This is a genomic window from Bradyrhizobium ottawaense (assembly GCF_002278135.3).
Lineage (GTDB): Bacteria > Pseudomonadota > Alphaproteobacteria > Rhizobiales > Xanthobacteraceae > Bradyrhizobium > Bradyrhizobium ottawaense.
This window is the reverse complement of record NZ_CP029425.2, coordinates 602316-619430: the sequence shown is the minus strand read 5'-3', so window position 1 is coordinate 619430 and position 17115 is coordinate 602316. Positions and strand designations below refer to the sequence as shown.

Sequence of the window (17115 nt, the reverse complement as noted above, 5' to 3'; positions counted from 1 at the left end):
CATCGCGAGTTCCTATGCGTTCGGAACCTTGCCTTGGCTCTCGCGTCGTAACTCAGCCCTGGGACGCATCCATGCATGGCTCTCAACTCGACGTATGCGATAGCGCATCCACACCTCGCGCCTCGGTCGCGATGCCCAGGCTCACGTCGAGCGGTGCGCGGGATGCGCGCATCGTGGCAGAGGAATGCCCCGTCGCCCTCGTCTATGACGGGACCACCGTCGCAGTGCTGATGGCGACCCCCGCCGATCTGGCCGACCTGGCCCGGGGCTTCAGCCTCACGGAGGGAATCATTGGGGACATCGGCGAGATCGAGGAACTCTCCGTCGTCCCGGGTCCCGACGGCATCGAACTCCGGCTATGGCTCCGACCGGACGCCGGCCGGCGGCTCAAGGAGCGACGGCGGCTGCTGGTGGGGCCAACCGGCTGCGGCCTGTGCGGCATCGACAGTTTGCGCGAGGCCGGCCGGATCGTTCGGCCCGTCGAGCACCCGGCGTGCCTCTCGCCCGAACAGATCCGCATGGCGATTGCCGCTCTTACGGAGTCACAGATCCTCAATCACGAGACCCACGCCACCCATGCGGCAGGTTTTTTTCAGCCGGGCAGCAAGTCCATGGTGGTTCGCGAGGACGTTGGTCGCCACAACGCGCTCGACAAGCTCGCCGGCGCAATCGCCGTCGAGGGAATAGCCGGGTGCGCTGGCGCCATCATCCTCACGAGCCGGATATCGGTCGAGATGGTGCAGAAGACGGCAGCAATCGGCGCTGGAATCGTCGTCGGCATGTCAGCGCCGACCGCGCTTGCGATCCGGACGGCGGAAGCAGCCGGCATCGCGGTTGTCGGTATCGCGCGCGGAGAGGCGTTCGAGATCTTCAGCCACTCGGAGCGAATTTACGCTCACACCCCTGGGCGTATTTAGCCGGCGTATCCCTGCAGAAAACACTTAAGGACCGACCGGACACTCGTCGACAACTTGTCCAGGAGGATCCGCGCGGTGAAGTTCGCGAACGATCTCTCAAAACCGCACGGTGCTTGTTAAGAACATTCCTTCACGAGTCGTCATGTATCGCCATGAGGACGATGGCTGTTGGCCGTGTGCGACTTGGCCTGCTCAGCCAGGGACGGCCCATGGCGAAGACTTCGGAGAAAGCTAAGTTTCTAGAGGCCGCTTGCGGATGGAGCCCTGCAGATCATTGCAACCGGCGATAAGGAAGACGCAGGACCTGGGGAGAAGGCAATGAGCCACCGCCTCACGAAATGCAACAATTGGCGCGGTTGAACATCGAATCGCGGCAGTGATTCGCGTATTGAAAGTTATGGAAGAAGCAGGCCAAAGACCCACTCTGGCTTGCGTAGCCAGACTCACGCGCTTGCGAAGCACTGCCTCCCTTGGCTCGTAGACCAACAGTACGCCATGCGCCGAAGGTGAGCGGACCTAGGTCGACCTTCCCTCTCTTGTCTCAACGGCCGTGAGAACGCTCCGCACTCTCCCGGCAAGGTCGCTCTGCGTAAACGGCTTTTGAATGAGAGAAACGCCGCGATCGAGCCTACCCTGATGAACGATTGCGTCGCGCGAGTAACCGGTCATGTAAAGCACCTTCAGACCAGGCCGCCGACGCTGCGCTTCGGCAGCTAAATCGCGTCCGTTCATGCCCGGCATCACGACGTCAGTCAGGAGCAGGTCCACCTGGCTTGTGGCAAGCACGTTAAGCGCTGCATCACCATCTTGCGCCTGCATGACTTCATAGCCTAGCTCGACCAATGTGCCTGCCACAAACTGCCGCACCCCTTCATCGTCCTCTGTGACCAGCACACGTTCACCATGCCCTCGAGGAACGCCTCCGATTGACTGCTCTTTACGAGCTGGTTCACTGACATCCGTTCGTCGCGGGAGAAAGATCGTGACTGTCGTGCCTGCACCTGGCGCTGAGCTAATTCTAACGTCACCATCGCTCTGCTTGACGAAGCCATAGACCTGGCTCAGCCCGAGGCCGGTCCCCATCCCGGGCGGTTTGGTTGTAAAAAACGGCTCGAAAGCTTTGTCTGCCACTTCCGGCGCCATACCTGTTCCTGTGTCCTTGACTGAAATGGACACATATTGGGTGGAGTTTAGTTGACCAGATGATGCGGAGAGCTGCGTGTCCAGAGACGCGTTTGCCGTTTCCAGTATGAGCGTGCCTCCATTCGGCATCGCGTCTCGGGCGTTGAGCGCCAAGTTCAGAACCGCAGATTCAAGCTCCGTTACGTCAGCCTGCGCCTCCCACAGATCAGGCGCGAGGTTTGTTTCAATTGAGATTGTCTCGCCCAGCGTTCGAGCTAGCATGTCCGTTACATTTCGAACAAGTCTGTTCAGATCGACCGGCTTTGGGTCGAGAGCCTGCTTCCGAGAGAACGCCAAAAGACGCTTAGTGAGTTCGGCTGCCCTCAAGGCGCCCCTTTGAGCGTTTTCGAGCAACGCTCTTGGCTTTTCGTCGGTGACCCTACGGCTCGCCATCTGCAGATTGCCAATGATGATCGTCAGCAGATTGTTGAAGTCATGCGCGATGCCGCCGGTGAGCTGACCGACCGCCTCAATCCGCTGCGAGCGACGCATTTCCTGCTCCAGAGTTTCTCGACGTTCTGCCTCTGCATAAAACGCCGCTGTGCTGCGGGCGGTTAGGACAATGAAAAAGCAGACCAGAGCGAGGGCGGGTGCGCCGATGGCCAGATACCCACCTAGTTGGCGGAGCCACGCGCTTCTTATCTCCGACGTTTCCATGCTGGAAGAAACATATACAGGCAGTCCTACAAGCTTTCTAACTGCAAAACGGCGTTCTAGTCCGTCCACATTCGATACCGTCGTATATCTTCCCCCCTCCGGGCTACTTTTGATCAATTGACCAAAGCCACTCGACGGATCCAAGACGATGCCAGGACGAGCCGCGATCGGGTGACGGGCGAGAACTGCACCATCGTCTCTAATCAGGGCAAAGCTTGCGCTCGACGTGCCGCGCAAGGTTGCATAAAGATTCTCGAAAGCAGAAGGGAGGACAGAAATTAGCGTGTAGCCGTTGAAAGTACCTGAGCTATCGTGCCGTCGTTTGCTGACTGGAAACAGGATTGCACCCGTCAGAGAAATGCCGACCACACGTCCAATATAAGCTTCGTCGTTTTGAGCTAACTCTGCTTTTAGGTGAGCGCGCTCTGGTGCGTTGAAGGCAGCCGGCACCGGAAAAAATAGAGACGACAGTATTGCATCGCCGTTGTGGTCTAGCACCCAAATTGAACTGATGTCGGGAAATGTATGCGCGAATTGCTTCAGGCGCTCACTAAGCTCAGCCCCGGAATCCTTGATCGTCGAGTCCGTCTTGCCGCGCGTGATCTGGTCGATACTGTCCAGCGTTACGTTGATCGAGCGAAACACTCGAAGAGCCTGTTCCGCTGAAACCTCCAAACTACGTTCGATTCGCTCGTCTGCCAGTTCGAAGGCATCTTGATAGGCAGAGTATGCAGCATAGGCGAACACGAGCGCCGGGGCGATGATCGAGGCGGCCAGCGAAAACCACAGCCATCGGAGGGCTGCATCCTTCCGCTGTTTCATTTGTTAATGGGCCTCCCGGCCGGCAGTAGGTCTCAACATGCCCTTCTAATTAGAGGTCCTTTGATGCCTGTGCCAGCGCGTTTTTGAGTTCCTCCCTAGGTGGCTTGGCCGAGATCTTCCCGTGCACGTGCCCTTGATTGGGATTCCGCTCATCTGTGGCCAGCAATGACCGTTGCGACCTGAAGAGCTCCTGACCGCTGTCTGCCAATAGAAGTGCAAGCCGGTCTGACGCTCCAGCCCAACGTTCAATTCATCCGCCGCCCGGGTGGCGGCGCAACGGGTCCCATCGAGAGTGATACCGCATTGACTGTAATTCCGCGCCGTCGATGCCCCGGTGAATTTCCCCAACGTGCCGCGAAGGTGATGCCATCGAAGAGGCTTCACCGGGCTACTCGAAGATGCTGATACCGCTAGCAACGGCGTCACAAAACTCCAGTGCGGAATCGACAATACCGGAAGCATGCCGACCCTCCCGCCATCTGCCGAGCCAGATCGGGCGCTGCAACTCTCGCGCGAGGGATCGGTTCGACCTGCGGGCCGCCTCGCAAGCTCCTCGGTAATGCAGACCGCGGCTACACTGACTGGATTGTCACTTGCGAACCTCATCAAGGGTATGAACAACAGCGGTCGGCACCAACCATACTAATCTTAGCCTATCCGCTCCTCCGGTCCTGAAAAGCGCCGGTCTCGGCCACGGGCGTCGGCCATTGAATTGATGCGGATTCGCTCGCGCGCGTGCTTGAGGACTCCCCGTCTCAACCTGCTCGATATGACCCTGGTGAGCAGGTGTCGCCTCTCGTCTCGAGACGCACAACAGACTTCAGCAGTCGCGGCGATCACTGGAACCGTTGCTCGCCCCTTTCGGTCGGCAGCAACTGTCGATCAAGATTCCGCACTGCACATACTCCAAAACTTAAAATGTCTGAATTCCCAAGTTGGGCGGAACCAGGATAGAATAGGGCTTTCCCTTAAAGGGGCAACTCATGTTTGACACCGCAACCACCGCGCTGTTGCGCGCGATTCTCGATGAAGTCTGTGAAAGGGTCTCGCACCGCGAGATTGGAGCCCGTGCCCACGTCGCATCGAAAATTTTGGAAGCTGCGTCTAGAGGCGAAGTCTCGCCCGAGGGCCTTAGGCAGATCGGCCGCGACGCCCTCTCGTACGCGCCGACGATGTGGCGCTGATCGTAGGTGCGGGTGTGAACTTCCAGATCACTGTTTTGAAGATCTTGGCGGCATACCCGGACGGGTTTGCCGTGATGGAAGACCTGAAACGTGACATGGCTATCCTGGCGACGAGTGGCCGCGACTGGGCGGACCGGACCCAGCGGCTCGCGGCCAAGGTGCCGGACCTCAACATCTTTTCACAAGGACTGGTCGAGCGCATAAGCGGAGGATGGAAGATCTCGGCCAAAGGGCGGGCGGTGCTTGAAATGATGGAAGCGCGGCCAACGGCTTTGGAAACGGGGCAGGTGCCTCTAGTTGAGGACACGACCACGACGTCGCCGGCGCCAGTTCCTCCGCTGCGGCAACCCGCCGACCGTGCGAAGCGGCGGCGCCAGCGCCGCGAACGTCGGCGCGAGGCCCGTGAACGAGCAAGAGCGAACGCCTCCTGAGGGAGGGCGACCGAAAAAAAGCCGCCAGCGGTGGCGGCTTGATAGTTCCGGACCGTCGGTTGCCTCCCCAGTCCCAAGCGTACCGCCGTTACCTTGTTTGCGGCCATGCCACTCCGAGCTACCGAACACAATTCGATTCGGCTATCGGGCCGCCGATTTATGCACGGGGCATTCGACGGAGCCGGCAAGGGGCTAAATGTGGACAGGAGCCTAACCGAGCGTGGCCAGCCGCGACCCTTCGCGCCCGACTGACACCAGTACCCCAACCTGAACGGGGGGCCCATTTCCGCGACGAGAGCACGGTGCCTATTTAGGCCAACTCGGCACCATGGCGGTGGGCGCGGTCGTCCAAAAAACTGGTCACGGGACTAGGCGGCGGCCTTTAGAGCATCTAGACGTTTGCGGAGAAACGCCAGCACCATAATCTCGTCGGACGTAAGCTTGGCGTACTGGCGCTTGAACTTCTGCGCGATCTTGGCTTCGATCATCTTCACGAGATCACCTGACATGTAGGCGTCCAAGACTTCCGGGTGCACATAGCACTTCCGGCAGACGGCCGGCGTGTTGCCGAGCTGTTTCGAGACGTTCTCAATCGCGGCGACCACGTTGCGCTTGGCCTCGGCTTGGCTATCGTACTTCTTGAATTCGGCAAGGGCGAACGCCGCGAGAACCGTCCCCGCCCAAGTCCGGAAATCCTTGGCGCTGAAGTCCTCTCCCGTGATGTCCTTGATGTAGGCGTTGACGTCGCCGGAATCGACGGTGCGCGGCTGTCCGTCATCGTCGAGGTACTTGAAGAGCTCGTGTCCCGGGATCTCAGCGCATCGCTTCACGATCGCGGCTATCCGTTTGTCCTCGACGCGAAGCTTCCACTGCTTGCCCGACTTACCCGTGAAGTCGAACCGAAGGACACCGCGGCCGACGGAAACGTGCTTGCGTCGCATCGTGGTGAGCCCGTAGGACTTGTTCTTCTCCGCATATTCGGCGTTGCCGACCCGGATCAACGTCTTCTCCAGCAGACTGACGATCGTGGCCAGCACCTTCTCGCGAGGTAGTCCGTCCAGCTTCATGTCGGCTTCGACCCTGGCGCGGAGCGCCGGCAGCGCAGCCGCGAACTGGATCATGTGCTCGTACTTGTTCTGGTCACGAAGTTCCCGCCACTTGGGGTGATAGCGATACTGTTTGCGGCCTCGCGCATCGAGCCCGGTCGCCTGGATGTGACCGTTGGCGGAGGGGCAAATCCACACGGACTCGTATGCCGGCGGGATACCGATAGACTTGATGCGGCGGATGACGGCAGCGTCGGTAATTCGCTTACCATCCTTGTCGTAGTAGCTAAACGTTGTCCCCGTCCGCTTGCGCGTGTAACCGGGGGAGGAATCGCTGACGTAGCGAAGGCCTTCTTCCGCGATGGCAGCCGCGACTTCGGCAGTGCGGTCCAAAACCTGTTCTTCGTTGCCGGTCTCTCGGAGCATGGGCCTGTCCCTCGGAAGCACCCTGGGATCGAGGCTCCACTCCTCGTAAAGGGATGAGAACACCGGTTAGTTCCGTTCTGAGATCGGTGGATGCGATCCATCTCAGGTGAAGGCCGGGCCGGTTCCTTTCGAAAGGCGCTGCGAGCGGTCGGGCGGCGTAGCACAGCTTCAGACAATCGCCACAAAGTTTACCGACACGCTCCCACACAGTCAGTCTCCACGAAAGCTTCCATGTCCCAGTATTCACTCGATGTGCTGCGTCAGCGCTATGTCGTCGAGAAAAGACCGCTCGAGGCCAGCGTCGAGCAGATCTTGCGGGCCGACAGCCGCGCGGGAGCCCGCGCCATCCTGGCTTCGATCGATAAGCGCCGCTTCGAAAACAGGTCCGAAGGGCAGCGCCTCCGCAAGATGTTTAATTTTGAAACCTCTCTATGGGAGAGCGGCGTTCATGCCGTGGCAGGCGTGGACGAGGCCGGAATGAGCCCTCTCGCCGGTCCGGTCTCCGCAGGCGCTGTGATCCTTAAGCCGGGTACCCGGATAGTCGGGATCGACGACTCGAAGAAACTCGACGCTGCGGCCCGCGAGGAGCTCGCGAAGGAGATCAAGGCAAAGGCAGAGAGTTGGTGTGTGGCGTTCGTGGAGGTCGAGGAGATCGACACGATCAACATTTATTGGGCGGGCATCCAAGCCATGCAGCGGGCGGTCCGGGGACTCGCGTTGACGCCCCAGCACTTGCTGATCGACGCGAAGCGGTTGAAGGAGATCGATATCCCTCAGGAGGCCATCATCAAGGGCGACGCCAAGTCCGCCAGCATCGCGGCCGCCTCCATCCTCGCGAAAGTCGAGCGCGACATGGCCATGCGGACGCTCGACGAGCGCCATCCCGGTTACGGTTTCGCGGATCACAAGGGTTACCCGGTGCCGGCTCATTATGATGCGCTTGCCAGGCTTGGTGCATGTGCAGCTCACCGGAGGTCGTTCGGACCTGTACGCAAGGCTCTCGGCTTGCCGCCCCTGCCGCCGTGGCCTTCGGCATCCGAGCGAGGCTGAACCCAGGTCCCTTCCTCCGCCTCAGCTGCCTTAGTTTCGCGACCAACTCCTTTCGCGAATGACGTCCTTGGCCTTTTTGTCGGACCGCAGGCCGAGATAGACCGGCTGGCGCAGCTCGCCCTTGCTGGTCCACTCGGCGAACTTCACTTCCGCAACCAACGAAGGACGCACCCAGGTCGTGACCTGCTCGTCCTTCACCTTGGCGGCAAAGGGCGACTTGGCCGTCTTGAGCTTCACGAGCTTGCCGTGAAGCTCTTCCAGAACCTGGTGGCTGAAACCAGTGCCGACGTGGCCGATGTACCGCCACCCGTCGTCCTCGCGTACGGCCAGCACGAGGGCGCCGAAGAACGGCCGAGTTCGCCTCGGCGCCGTGAAGCCGGCGATAACGACCTCCTGCCGCTGCGCAGTCTTCACCTTCAGCCAGTCGGCGGTCCGGCGTCCGGAGGCATACGGGCTGTCGGCGCGCTTGGCCATGACGCCTTCGAGATGCTTTCGCTCGGCTTCTGCGAAGAACTTCGTTCCATTGCCTTTGCGGTGGTTGCTAAACGCGATCAGCTTGTGGCGCGGCAGGATGGCCTTGAGCCGCTTCTTGCGCTCCAGGAGCGGCAGCGCTCGCAGGTCCTTGCCGTCCGCGAACATGAGGTCGAACACGCAGTACAAGAGCTTGGCCTCATGGCGCAGGGCGTTCTGGAGCAACTGGAAATGGGATGCGCCGTCCTTGCCGATTGCGATGAGCTCGCCATCGATCACGGCGTCGGACTTCGCGCCCTCTAGCGCTTTCGCGACCTCGACGTAGGAATGGCTGATGATTTTCCCATTACGGCTGTAGAGCGCAACCCGACCTCGCCGGATCTCCGCGACCATGCGGAAACCATCGAACTTGTCCTCGAAGACCCAATCGGGATCGTCGAACGGCGCATCCGTCAGCGTGGCCAACATGGGCTGCAGGCGAAGAGGCAAGGTCGACTTTCGGGCCATGGCAGGGCTCTCTATAGGGCCGGCAAAGGCCGAAATGGGGGAGACGGGACGCGAACCCGCGCGCTGTCGCCGGCCATGAGCGGTCCCCCGGCCCGTACCACGCCCAGCACCCCGGACTTGAACAAAGGGCCCGTTTCCGCTGACGAGAGCACCTGCCGCTTCAGGCCCACCCGAAAGCGGTCGATCAGGACACAGGGCGTCCGGAGGCCGGTCAGCTCGACGACCGCGGACGGCCCAAGCTCGATCAGGCTCCCGAGCGGCAGCCGTTCGAGGTCCAATCCGGAGGTGGTGACGTTTTCGCCGAGGTCGCCGGCGCCGACCTCGAAGCCAGCTTCGAGGAGAGGCGGGAACAGTTCGGATGGGATCAGGTGAACCTGCCGGAGATTGGGCAAGCGGGGCCGGCGGCGTGCCAAATAGCGGTGCCGGACGAACGGGCCGGCGTGAGCGTCGCCTTCGACGCCGTGGCCTTCCACCAGGATGATGCGCTCCTGAGTTGGTTTGCTGAAGTGATGCCTGCGATCGGCGGCGACTGCGACGACTCTGCCCTCGAGCCCCAGATCGTGCCCCTGCAACATCAGGCGGCGCGGGCGAGCGAGCGCCGCTTCTGACGCAGGTACCGCGTGATTTCAGGGAGCGTCATTGCATTCAGGACCCGGTCGGCAGGGACGCCGCCCTTGCGGGCCATCTGGACGCCCCAGTGCATGTGGTCGAGTTCGGGGATCGAGTGCGCGTCCGGATTGATGCTCAGCACGCAGCCGAACTCCAGCGCCGCCTGGTGCCAGCGCCAGTCGAGGTCGAGCCGCCATGGGTGGGCGTTGATCTCTACGACAACGTCATGCTTGGCGCAGGCCCGCAGCACCTTCTCAACGTCGATTTCGTAGCCCGGCCGCCGCTGGAGCTGTCGACCCGTCATGTGGCCGATGACGGTGGTGTGAGGGTCGGAAATAGCCCGAAGCAGGCGCTGCGTCTGCGCCTTGCGATCCAACTTGAAGCGCCCATGGATGCTGGCGACCACGAAATCGAAGCGCTCTAGAACGTCGTCGTCATAGTCGAGCGACCCGTCCGCCAAGATGTCGGATTCGATACCCTTGAGGATCCGGAAGTCCTTGCCGAAGCGCTTGTTCAATCGATCGGCTTCCCGGTGCTGCTGCGCGATCTCCTCAACGGAGAGACCGCCGGCATAGTGGGCAGACTTGGAATGGTCGGCCACGCCGAAATACTCAAAGCCCCGCTGGCGCGTGGCCTTGGCCATGGTCTCCAGCGTCTCGGTCCCGTCCGAGGCATCGGTGTGGCAGTGCAGGATGCCGCGCAGGTCCTGGTCGGTGACGAGCTTGGGGAGCTTACCTTTCAGAGCCACCTCGATCTCGCCACGCCCTTCCCGGAGCTCAGGGTCGATGAATGGCAGACCGAGGGCGCGATAGATCTCAGCCTCCTCGCCGGCGATCAGGGCGCGTCCCTTGTGCAAGCCGTCGGGCTCCAATCGCATTCCCTTCTTCGCCGCCAAAGCCCGGAGTTGTTCGATATGCGTGTCGGAGCCTGTCGCGAAGAGGAGAGCAGCGCCGAAGTGCTTGCGGTCGGACACTCGGATTTGTAGCCCGTCGGCAGATTGCGTCGATGACTTGTCCGACTTGGCAGCCTCCGCAACGATCGCGAGATCGCCCACGAGTTCGCAACCGCGGCGGAACTCGCCGGCGATCGTCACACGCTTAAGTTCGGGACGGGACTTGCGAAAAAAGTCCTTAGCATGCGCGAGCAGCGCGGCGGCGCGGTGCAGGTGGAGGCGGCCTTCTCCGCTTTTGGCGATCGCCAGGTTCTGCAGGATCTTGGTCTGCAGCGCGGCGCCGAGGCCTTTCGCCTTCTTGATGCGATCATCTTTGGCGGCGGCCTCCAGCTCCGAGAGCGAGGCGATGCCGAGATCCTTGTACAGGCGCAGCACCTTCTCCGGACGAAGACCGGGCACGGCGAGCATCTCGAGCACTCCCGCGGGAAACTCCTTCCGCAGCTTTTCGAGACTAGGATGACTGCCCGTCTTGTGAACCTTGGCGATGATGTCGGCAATAGCGTCGCCGACGCCCGGGATCTCAGTAAGTCGATCTTCGGCGACAAGCACGTTCAGAGAAACGGCTAGGGCGGCCAGGTTGTCGGCGGCCCGCGAGAAGGCTTTCGCCCGGTAGGGATTGCCGCCTTTCAAAGCGGAGCGCTGCGCGTACTCTCGCAGAAGACTTGCCACACCGCGCGCGTCAAGCGAGGGCATTCAGCCAGCCTCCCGGTCCGAGCTTTGCGGCGCCGCCGGATCAAGGCAACCGCCGGAGCGAACACTTGACCGATCGAGAGAGGCCTCGAGCTTCTGGGCTGCGCGAAAGTCCTCGAGGTGCTGGACATTCGGGCCGTAGGCAGCCTCCTTCTTGAGGAGATTGTAGATCCGGCCGGCCACCAGTTGCAGATGCTTCATCTTGCCCCGCGGCAGGGCTCTCGCTTTGCAGAGAGCTCGGACGGCGTAGGCGCGGAAATAGTCGAATGCGTCTGACATGATGTCAGTAAACGCCGGCTCTAGCCGAGAGTTCGATGCGCTCTGAGAAGGACTGGATCGCCCATCGGCGCCCGTCGGGGCCTGAGGCGCAAAACCCGACACCTTGCGAACAGTGCAGTCGCTGGAACTCCTCGCCGCTTTCGAAGTTGCGAGACTCGTTGATTGAGGCAGGTAGACTGCCCGCCGTCGGCCCCAACCCGGCGGCGGGTTTTTGTGAGTTGAGTAGCGTGGCAAAGAGTACAAAGGCGCCTCGGGCCGAAAAGACCGAGGTCCCCACCATGCCGGGGTTCATCGAACCCCAGTTGGCGACCCTGAAGATGAAGGCACCTTCGGGATCTCCATGGATTCACGAAGTCAAATACGACGGGTACCGCATTCAGCTCCGGATCGACTGCGACGATCGCCGGGCCTACACCCGCAACGGCCACAATTGGATCAGCAAGTTTTCGAGGATCGCTGCTGCCTTCGGTATCGAAGGACAGGCCATCGTCGACGGCGAGGTAGTCGTCATCCATGATGGGCGCACAAACTTCTCAGAGCTGCAGGCAGACCTCGGCAGAGGCGATCAGGATCGACTAGTCTACTTCGCTTTCGATCTCCTATGGCTAGACGGCAGAGATCTACGGAAAGAGCCGCAAATCGAGCGGAAGAGGTTGCTCAAGGATCTGATCGAGGAGCACGACGTCGAGGATCCCGTCATTTATAGCGAGCACCACGAAGGGGACGGCCAGCCACTGTTCGCCGCAGCCAGCAAGCTGAATTACGAAGGCATCGTCTCCAAGCGCGTGGATGCTCCATACCGATCGGATCGGGTGGAGGCTTGGCAGAAGATCAAGGTCGTTCAGAAGGGCAAGTTTCCCGTGGTTGGCTTCATCAAGGACCCATCCGGCGTGGCCGCGCTCTATCTGGGCAAGAAGGAGGGCAAGGATCTGGTCTACATGGGAAAGGTCGGGACCGGCTGGAGCCGAACCGCCTCGGCGCAAATCCGCAAGGCGCTCGACACCGTGGTAAGTCCGAAACAGACGCTAACCAAGACCATCAGGAAGCCTAAGGCCACGTGGGTCGAACCTAAGTTCTATGCCGACATCGATTACCGCGACATCACCTCCGAAGGTCTGCTGCGGGCCAGTTCGTTCAAAGGGTTGAGCAGGGGAACGCGGCGTTCCTGACGGCGTTTTCTCAGCGAATGTTTGGAGTACCGGCATGCCGGATCTCGTAACCGAGGCGATGAAAGAAGCACAAGCCATTCTGGCCCGGTATGTCGAGCCTGGCCCGAGGGACTGCGAGAAGACGATCAACGATCTGCTAGCCGTTCTCGACGATGAACGGCTTTTACAAGCGATGGAACAGGAACATGAGCGACAATCTTACGAAGCGGGACCAGCGCGACCGTAGTAAGATCAACATGAACGAAGACTTCGAGGTCAAGTATTGGACTAAACAGCTTGGCGTCTCGAAGGACGAGTTGCAGAAGGCCGTCGACAAGGTCGGTAATTCGGCCGCCGCGGTTCGCAAAGAATTAGCTTAACCGAGGGGGCGCGGTGTTGCTTGCGGTCTTTGGAGCAAGGCCTACGTTTTGCCATGATCCATCCTAATGCCCGATCCGCTAACCTGGGCTTTTGTTTGCGAGAGCTCTCAATCGCGCCTGGAGCGAAGAGGTAAGTTGCCGGTGGTCCCTTAGCCCTGATCAAGGAAGATCCTTGGTCTTCAGTTTGACGGTGATTTCGAAAAGGGGCTTTAGCTCTCCCCTGACCACAACGCGAACTTCAGAGCCTTTAGCCAAGAAAATGTCGCCTGCGATCTGAGTTGCGATTCGGACGGCCTCTCGACGTGCAGCATCGATGTCCGGTAGATATTCTCCGGCATCATCATCTGCGGAGTAGGAGTCATCGCGGATGTCGAAAAAGTATCGCATCAAGTTGCAGGGTTCAGATGTAGGTAAAGGGGGTCAAACCCGCCGATCGACGAATCTCTGCGCGTCGGCGCGGAGCCAGATAGAGACGATCTCCGGAGAAAAGCCGGGTGCCAACCAAACGATGCAAGCTCCATTCAAGCGTGGGACAAGTGTTATCTGCCGAAGAGGCTACGTTTTGGCTAGGAACAGTCGATGCGGCGAATAATTAGGTAATTATGACCAAGGCATACACCTTTTCATGTACGTCTGATTCATGGACGTCTGAGCAGACAGAGCGGCTTCGCACCCTCGATGGAGGCCCCTCGATCTTTCGCGCTTGTACCGTTCTGAATAGGGGCCGCCGATCAATTCGAAAACGGGCGCGCGAAATTGGGATGGCATTTCCTAGCGGTTCTGAAGAAGGACGACGGAGAACGGCGAAAGAGGCAAGCGCGCGAGCGGCACTAGGCCTTGAACAGCGTCCAAAGATTTTTTAGCGCGGAAACGTGAGGCTAGAAGAACGGTCGGTGGCCCACCCGGTGGGTGCTTTACAAGGAGAACCGAATGGGCAACAGCGGGGTAGGCATGCTATTAGGAGGCGATACGTCAGTCTCGCTCCTTTGGCTGTGGTTCATCGGCGCATTTATACTTGGCGGCGCCATCCTTTATGGAACTCTGAAATCAGGGCGCTTGAACCGGCGCCACCGCGCGCAGCTGGATCGCAACACCGAAGCGGCACAACGGCGCGACGATCCGCAAAAAAGATAGTCTTCAAAATTCTGGTGTGGTCAGCGGATAACCGCAGCCACGTCGTCGTTGCTCAGGACAAGCCAATCAAGCGCGAGCAGGCAAGCTTCGGTGACGATGAGGGCAGCCAGGCCGCCGACCAATAGGGTTCCTGATCACCGGGACTGGTCTCATATTTCACTTAGAAGTTTTCACCCGGGTTTTTTGACAGGCGCGGGCCGTAGCGAATGAACCTCCCGCTGCGGCCTTCGCCGTTTTCCGTAGCGATACAGATAACGCTCTGGTGAACGAAACCATCCACAGAGCGCCCGAAACAGTCCTGAAACGAGCTGGGCCTATGCTCCTCTGATTAACGGGGAGTTTTCGAGATGATTACCCTCAAAGCAATTGTAGTCGCCCTTGGAGCCGGGTTTCTCTTCACAATGTATTCCGGCGACCTAGGAGCGGACGTGGTTCTCGCAATCATTGCCTGCTTTGCATAACAAGACCAGTGTAAGCCGGCGGGCCACGCGGTCGGGAGCGGATCGTTTTGGCCTTTCCGAACCCCCAAGTTAGCCCCCAAGGCCGGTGGCAAGGCGGCCCCTGTGCCTGCTCCATAGATCGTGTGGAAAGGTGGAGCGAGACCGCAGGCTCACAGCCGGGATAGTCTGCGGTCGTCGCTCTTATTTGAATCAGGCCACTCCCAAAATCAATTAGGCCACCGCGCGCGGAAACAGGCCAGCGCCAACCGTTGAACGAGAACAAATCCCGACGTCAGGCGGTCAAAAATCCCCTCAGGGTCCAAAGCGCCGGTTTGAACGGTGCCGCGTCAGTTATGGTGTGCCCCGACAGACCATATCCGAGCCAAACGTCGCCCGCGAGCCAAGCGGACTACGTGTCGTATTTTGAGCCTTCGGAACTGGCCCAGAATTAGCCGAGATTAGGGGATGCCTATTTTTCCCGAGCCAGTTACCTTTCCTTAGTCACCCCTTGCTTAGCATCGGCAGAGTGTTTCTGTTTGCCCATGCCAAAAGACAAAGAACAAGAAGGCCGAAGGGTCACATTCGAGCATAGCTTGCCCGTGCAGTTGATGGGCATCGATGGAACTTGGCGGCGCTCCTGTAAACTCAAGGATGTCTCTGATGCGGGTGCGACCCTCCAAATTGAAACCTCAATTGAGGGTTTATCCCTAATCGAGTTCTTTCTTGTTCTCTCCTCTACCGGCCTTGCATATCGCCGATGCCAACTCGATGGGGTGAACGGTGATGAGCTGAAGGTCAGCTTCATCCGCCAGAAAAATAAGAAAGCACCCAAAGCGTCCTCTTAGAGAGATCACTTAACGTTTTCCCGAGCGCAACTTTTTCCTTGTGTGTGCGCTCTGTAGCGCCCAGCCGGATTCTGGGTGTTGGGGGAAATCTTGATCGACCGCGCCGGTCCTTAACTTTAGGCACCGAAGATCCGCTCCCCACGAGGGTCGCTTCATGGACCGAGAGCACCGAATGTCCGCGATGGGTCAAACTGAGAAGTCCGGGCGCTCAGCCTACAGGTCGGCTTTGCTCCCAACTCCAGACAAACCGCTGTATCGAACCAAGCGGCTGCAAACAGGCCATGCGCTTACCTTCGCATCAAAGGCCTCGAGTAGTTCGTCTACCATCGCAGAGGCCCTTCCTTTGCTATGACCTAATTGCCGAACTCGTCGAGCACGTGCTTGATGGATCATTATGATACTTGGCTTGCCGAACGGCTTGGTGTGTATGTCAAATAAACTGACATAGATTGGGATTGCCGATTTTTCCCGACAGCAGTCAGATTCTTGTTGGCAGAAGCGAATCAACTTGGCATGCTTCTGAGGACCGGGGCTGGCGTTCATCTCGCATCTATTTACACCCGGGTTCTGAAGCAACGGCAACGCTGCGGCAGGGGTTTTAGTACGTGTTATTTAGATCAGCAGTGAACTCCTGAGGCCGCCCTTGAGGTGGCCTCTTCGTTGAGAATTCAATTCTGCGGGGACATTGCAATGGCAAAACCAGCCGTTTCCCGTGATGCTTTTCGTGGACTATTCGCCTTCTACGCGGCGAAAGCTCATCACGATCACAAAGCCGGAGCCGAGGAATGCCTTTTGAGGTTGTTCGGGTCTGCGGAATATATTTCTGATCGCCTGCTGCAGCAATGGTCCGAAAAAGCTGACCTACTCGGTCCAGAAACAGTAGGCAGTGTAGTGGAGCCGCGGGCCCGTGAAATCGCGAGCGGCGGCGCGCGGTACGACCATGCGAGTGATTTTCTCCACTCGCTCCTAAGAGACCTCGGGCGAAAAGTGCCGTGAGCAGATGCGCCGTTTCTGCGGCGCTTGGCCTACCTGCTCGCATCCCTTGAAAGAGGCCATCCACCGAGGCGGCCTCACTTCGGCCCCGGGAGATCGTCCTTCTTCGGCGGCCGTAGGCCGGGCGAGTTGAGCCAGTCTTCCATATGAGCGGCAGTCTCTGCTTGCCTCGCTCTCAATAATGCCGCGTCGCGCACCGGTCCGTGCGGCAGCAATCTGGCCTCCTCCAAGAGCTTGTGAGCTTCTTCGAGAAGCCGTTCCTTGAGTGATTTTGTTTGTTTGAAACGACGCCGAGGAATGATCGTCACAGCGCGCTCCTTTTCCGTTTGAGAAAGGCGGGAGCGCAAGGCGCGTTCTCATCACGGACAAAAGCCGAGGTCCGCTCCGTGATGAAGGGATAATGACTTACCCCCGGGGTTGGTTCTGCATCTTTTGATACAAGGCTGGAAACAATTAATCTTCTAAACCTACTCAAACTGAGCGACCTACTCAACTGAGCCACTCGCAAATTCAAATTACGCCACCGAGGTCAGAAACAGCTAGCACCCGGCGGCTTTGCGCACTCAAAAAGCGATCCAAAAAGTGTCAGCTTAGGGTCAACAGCGCCGGTTTTCGGCCGTGGGCAGTCAGGTCCGTCATGGCAACGGCCGAGCATCGGGAGCCGTGTGACTCAAGAGTGTCATGCACGTTCTGGGAGCGCCCGGAACTGAAATTCCTCCGGGCGAGTCGTCCATCGCGCCGATCTCGCCTGAGTTCGGGAATTCCGGCCCACTCCGGGCTTTGAACATGTCGCAGCACTTCTGACAGTTCAGAAGGCGCTTGATCCCTTTCCGGGGCGAAGTCTAGCGACATTTGGTGAATGCTGAGGTGGCGTCGCCTTCACAAGCGCACCAGTAGTTGCTTAGAAAATCGGCATTTGCCTATAATTAATGCTAAAATTTACTCGCTCTCA

At 59.4% G+C, this 17115-nt stretch carries 17 protein-coding genes; 9 read left to right on the top strand and 8 right to left on the bottom strand.

The genetic code is table 11. The features are described from left to right. The first annotated feature begins 71 nt into the window (after positions 1–71). Positions 72–917: a formate dehydrogenase accessory sulfurtransferase FdhD gene (gene fdhD, locus CIT37_RS02875; protein ID WP_095425378.1), complete on the top strand. Its 846-nt coding sequence runs from the start codon at positions 72–74 to the stop codon at positions 915–917. 516 nt (positions 918–1433) lie between these two features. Here fdhD and CIT37_RS02870 read toward each other — a convergent pair. Then, complete coding sequence (locus CIT37_RS02870) at positions 1434–3578, bottom strand: hybrid sensor histidine kinase/response regulator family protein (protein ID WP_095425377.1); 2145 nt, start codon at positions 3576–3578, stop codon at positions 1434–1436. Between the two features lie 983 nt (positions 3579–4561). Here CIT37_RS02870 and CIT37_RS02865 point away from each other — a divergent pair. Both CIT37_RS02865 and CIT37_RS02860 read left to right on the top strand, forming a co-directional pair. Continuing rightward, a complete protein-coding gene (locus CIT37_RS02865; protein ID WP_095425376.1) occupies positions 4562–4762 on the top strand; it encodes a hypothetical protein in 201 nt (66 codons plus the stop codon). A 14-nt stretch (positions 4763–4776) separates the two neighbouring features. Then, positions 4777–5193 carry a hypothetical protein gene (locus CIT37_RS02860; RefSeq protein WP_095425418.1) on the top strand — a complete coding sequence of 139 codons (417 nt, stop codon included), beginning with the start codon at positions 4777–4779 and terminating at the stop codon, positions 5191–5193. Between the two features lie 368 nt (positions 5194–5561). Here CIT37_RS02860 and CIT37_RS02855 read toward each other — a convergent pair whose 3' ends face one another. Continuing rightward, on the bottom strand, positions 5562–6665 hold the full coding sequence (locus CIT37_RS02855) for a DNA topoisomerase IB (protein ID WP_095425417.1): 1104 nt from the start codon (positions 6663–6665) through the stop codon (positions 5562–5564). Positions 6666–6896: 231 nt separating this feature from the next. Here CIT37_RS02855 and rnhB point away from each other — a divergent pair, with 231 nt between their 5' ends. Further along, positions 6897–7715 carry a ribonuclease HII gene (gene rnhB, locus CIT37_RS02850; RefSeq protein ID WP_095425375.1) on the top strand — a complete coding sequence of 273 codons (819 nt, stop codon included), beginning with the start codon at positions 6897–6899 and terminating at the stop codon, positions 7713–7715. Between the two features lie 30 nt (positions 7716–7745). Here rnhB and ligD (CIT37_RS02845) read toward each other — a convergent pair whose 3' ends face one another. From ligD (CIT37_RS02845) to CIT37_RS02830, 4 genes are read right to left on the bottom strand one after another with little or no spacing between them, the layout of a single operon-like run. Next, entirely contained in the window at positions 7746–8693 is a 948-nt protein-coding gene (ligD, locus tag CIT37_RS02845; RefSeq protein WP_095425374.1) for a non-homologous end-joining DNA ligase, read from the bottom strand. Between the two features lie 11 nt (positions 8694–8704). Then, the gene (locus tag CIT37_RS02840) at positions 8705–9268 is read right to left on the bottom strand and encodes an MOSC domain-containing protein (RefSeq protein WP_095425373.1); all 564 of its coding nucleotides are present in this window, start codon (positions 9266–9268) and stop codon (positions 8705–8707) included. Continuing rightward, entirely contained in the window at positions 9268–10947 is a 1680-nt protein-coding gene (locus tag CIT37_RS02835; RefSeq protein WP_095425372.1) for a DNA polymerase/3'-5' exonuclease PolX, read from the bottom strand. The genes CIT37_RS02840 and CIT37_RS02835 overlap by 1 nt, the downstream gene beginning before the upstream one ends. Continuing rightward, entirely contained in the window at positions 10948–11223 is a 276-nt protein-coding gene (locus CIT37_RS02830) for a hypothetical protein (RefSeq protein ID WP_095425371.1), read from the bottom strand. A gap of 35 nt (positions 11224–11258) precedes the next feature. Here CIT37_RS02830 and ligD (CIT37_RS02825) point away from each other — a divergent pair, with 35 nt between their 5' ends. Next, entirely contained in the window at positions 11259–12392 is a 1134-nt protein-coding gene (gene ligD / locus CIT37_RS02825) for a non-homologous end-joining DNA ligase (protein WP_244611356.1), read from the top strand. Positions 12393–12577: 185 nt separating this feature from the next. After that, positions 12578–12751 carry a DUF3606 domain-containing protein gene (locus CIT37_RS02820; RefSeq protein ID WP_095425415.1) on the top strand — a complete coding sequence of 58 codons (174 nt, stop codon included), beginning with the start codon at positions 12578–12580 and terminating at the stop codon, positions 12749–12751. Positions 12752–12910: 159 nt separating this feature from the next. Here CIT37_RS02820 and CIT37_RS02815 read toward each other — a convergent pair whose 3' ends face one another. Then, positions 12911–13138: a DUF6894 family protein gene (locus CIT37_RS02815; RefSeq protein ID WP_095425370.1), complete on the bottom strand. Its 228-nt coding sequence runs from the start codon at positions 13136–13138 to the stop codon at positions 12911–12913. 543 nt (positions 13139–13681) lie between these two features. Here CIT37_RS02815 and CIT37_RS02810 point away from each other — a divergent pair. The 3 genes from CIT37_RS02810 (at position 13682) to CIT37_RS02800 (ending at position 16166) form a co-directional block, all read left to right on the top strand. Beyond that, positions 13682–13885, top strand: coding sequence for a hypothetical protein (locus tag CIT37_RS02810; RefSeq protein WP_095425369.1), 204 nt, complete (start codon positions 13682–13684; stop codon positions 13883–13885). Between the two features lie 982 nt (positions 13886–14867). Then, positions 14868–15170 (top strand): hypothetical protein, encoded by a 303-nt coding sequence (locus CIT37_RS02805; protein ID WP_095425368.1) that lies wholly within the window; start codon positions 14868–14870, stop codon positions 15168–15170. 690 nt (positions 15171–15860) lie between these two features. Continuing rightward, positions 15861–16166, top strand: coding sequence for a hypothetical protein (locus tag CIT37_RS02800; RefSeq protein WP_095425367.1), 306 nt, complete (start codon positions 15861–15863; stop codon positions 16164–16166). 74 nt (positions 16167–16240) lie between these two features. Here CIT37_RS02800 and CIT37_RS02795 read toward each other — a convergent pair whose 3' ends face one another. Beyond that, positions 16241–16471 (bottom strand): hypothetical protein, encoded by a 231-nt coding sequence (locus tag CIT37_RS02795; RefSeq protein ID WP_334262546.1) that lies wholly within the window; start codon positions 16469–16471, stop codon positions 16241–16243. Between the last annotated feature and the right edge of the window lie 644 nt (positions 16472–17115).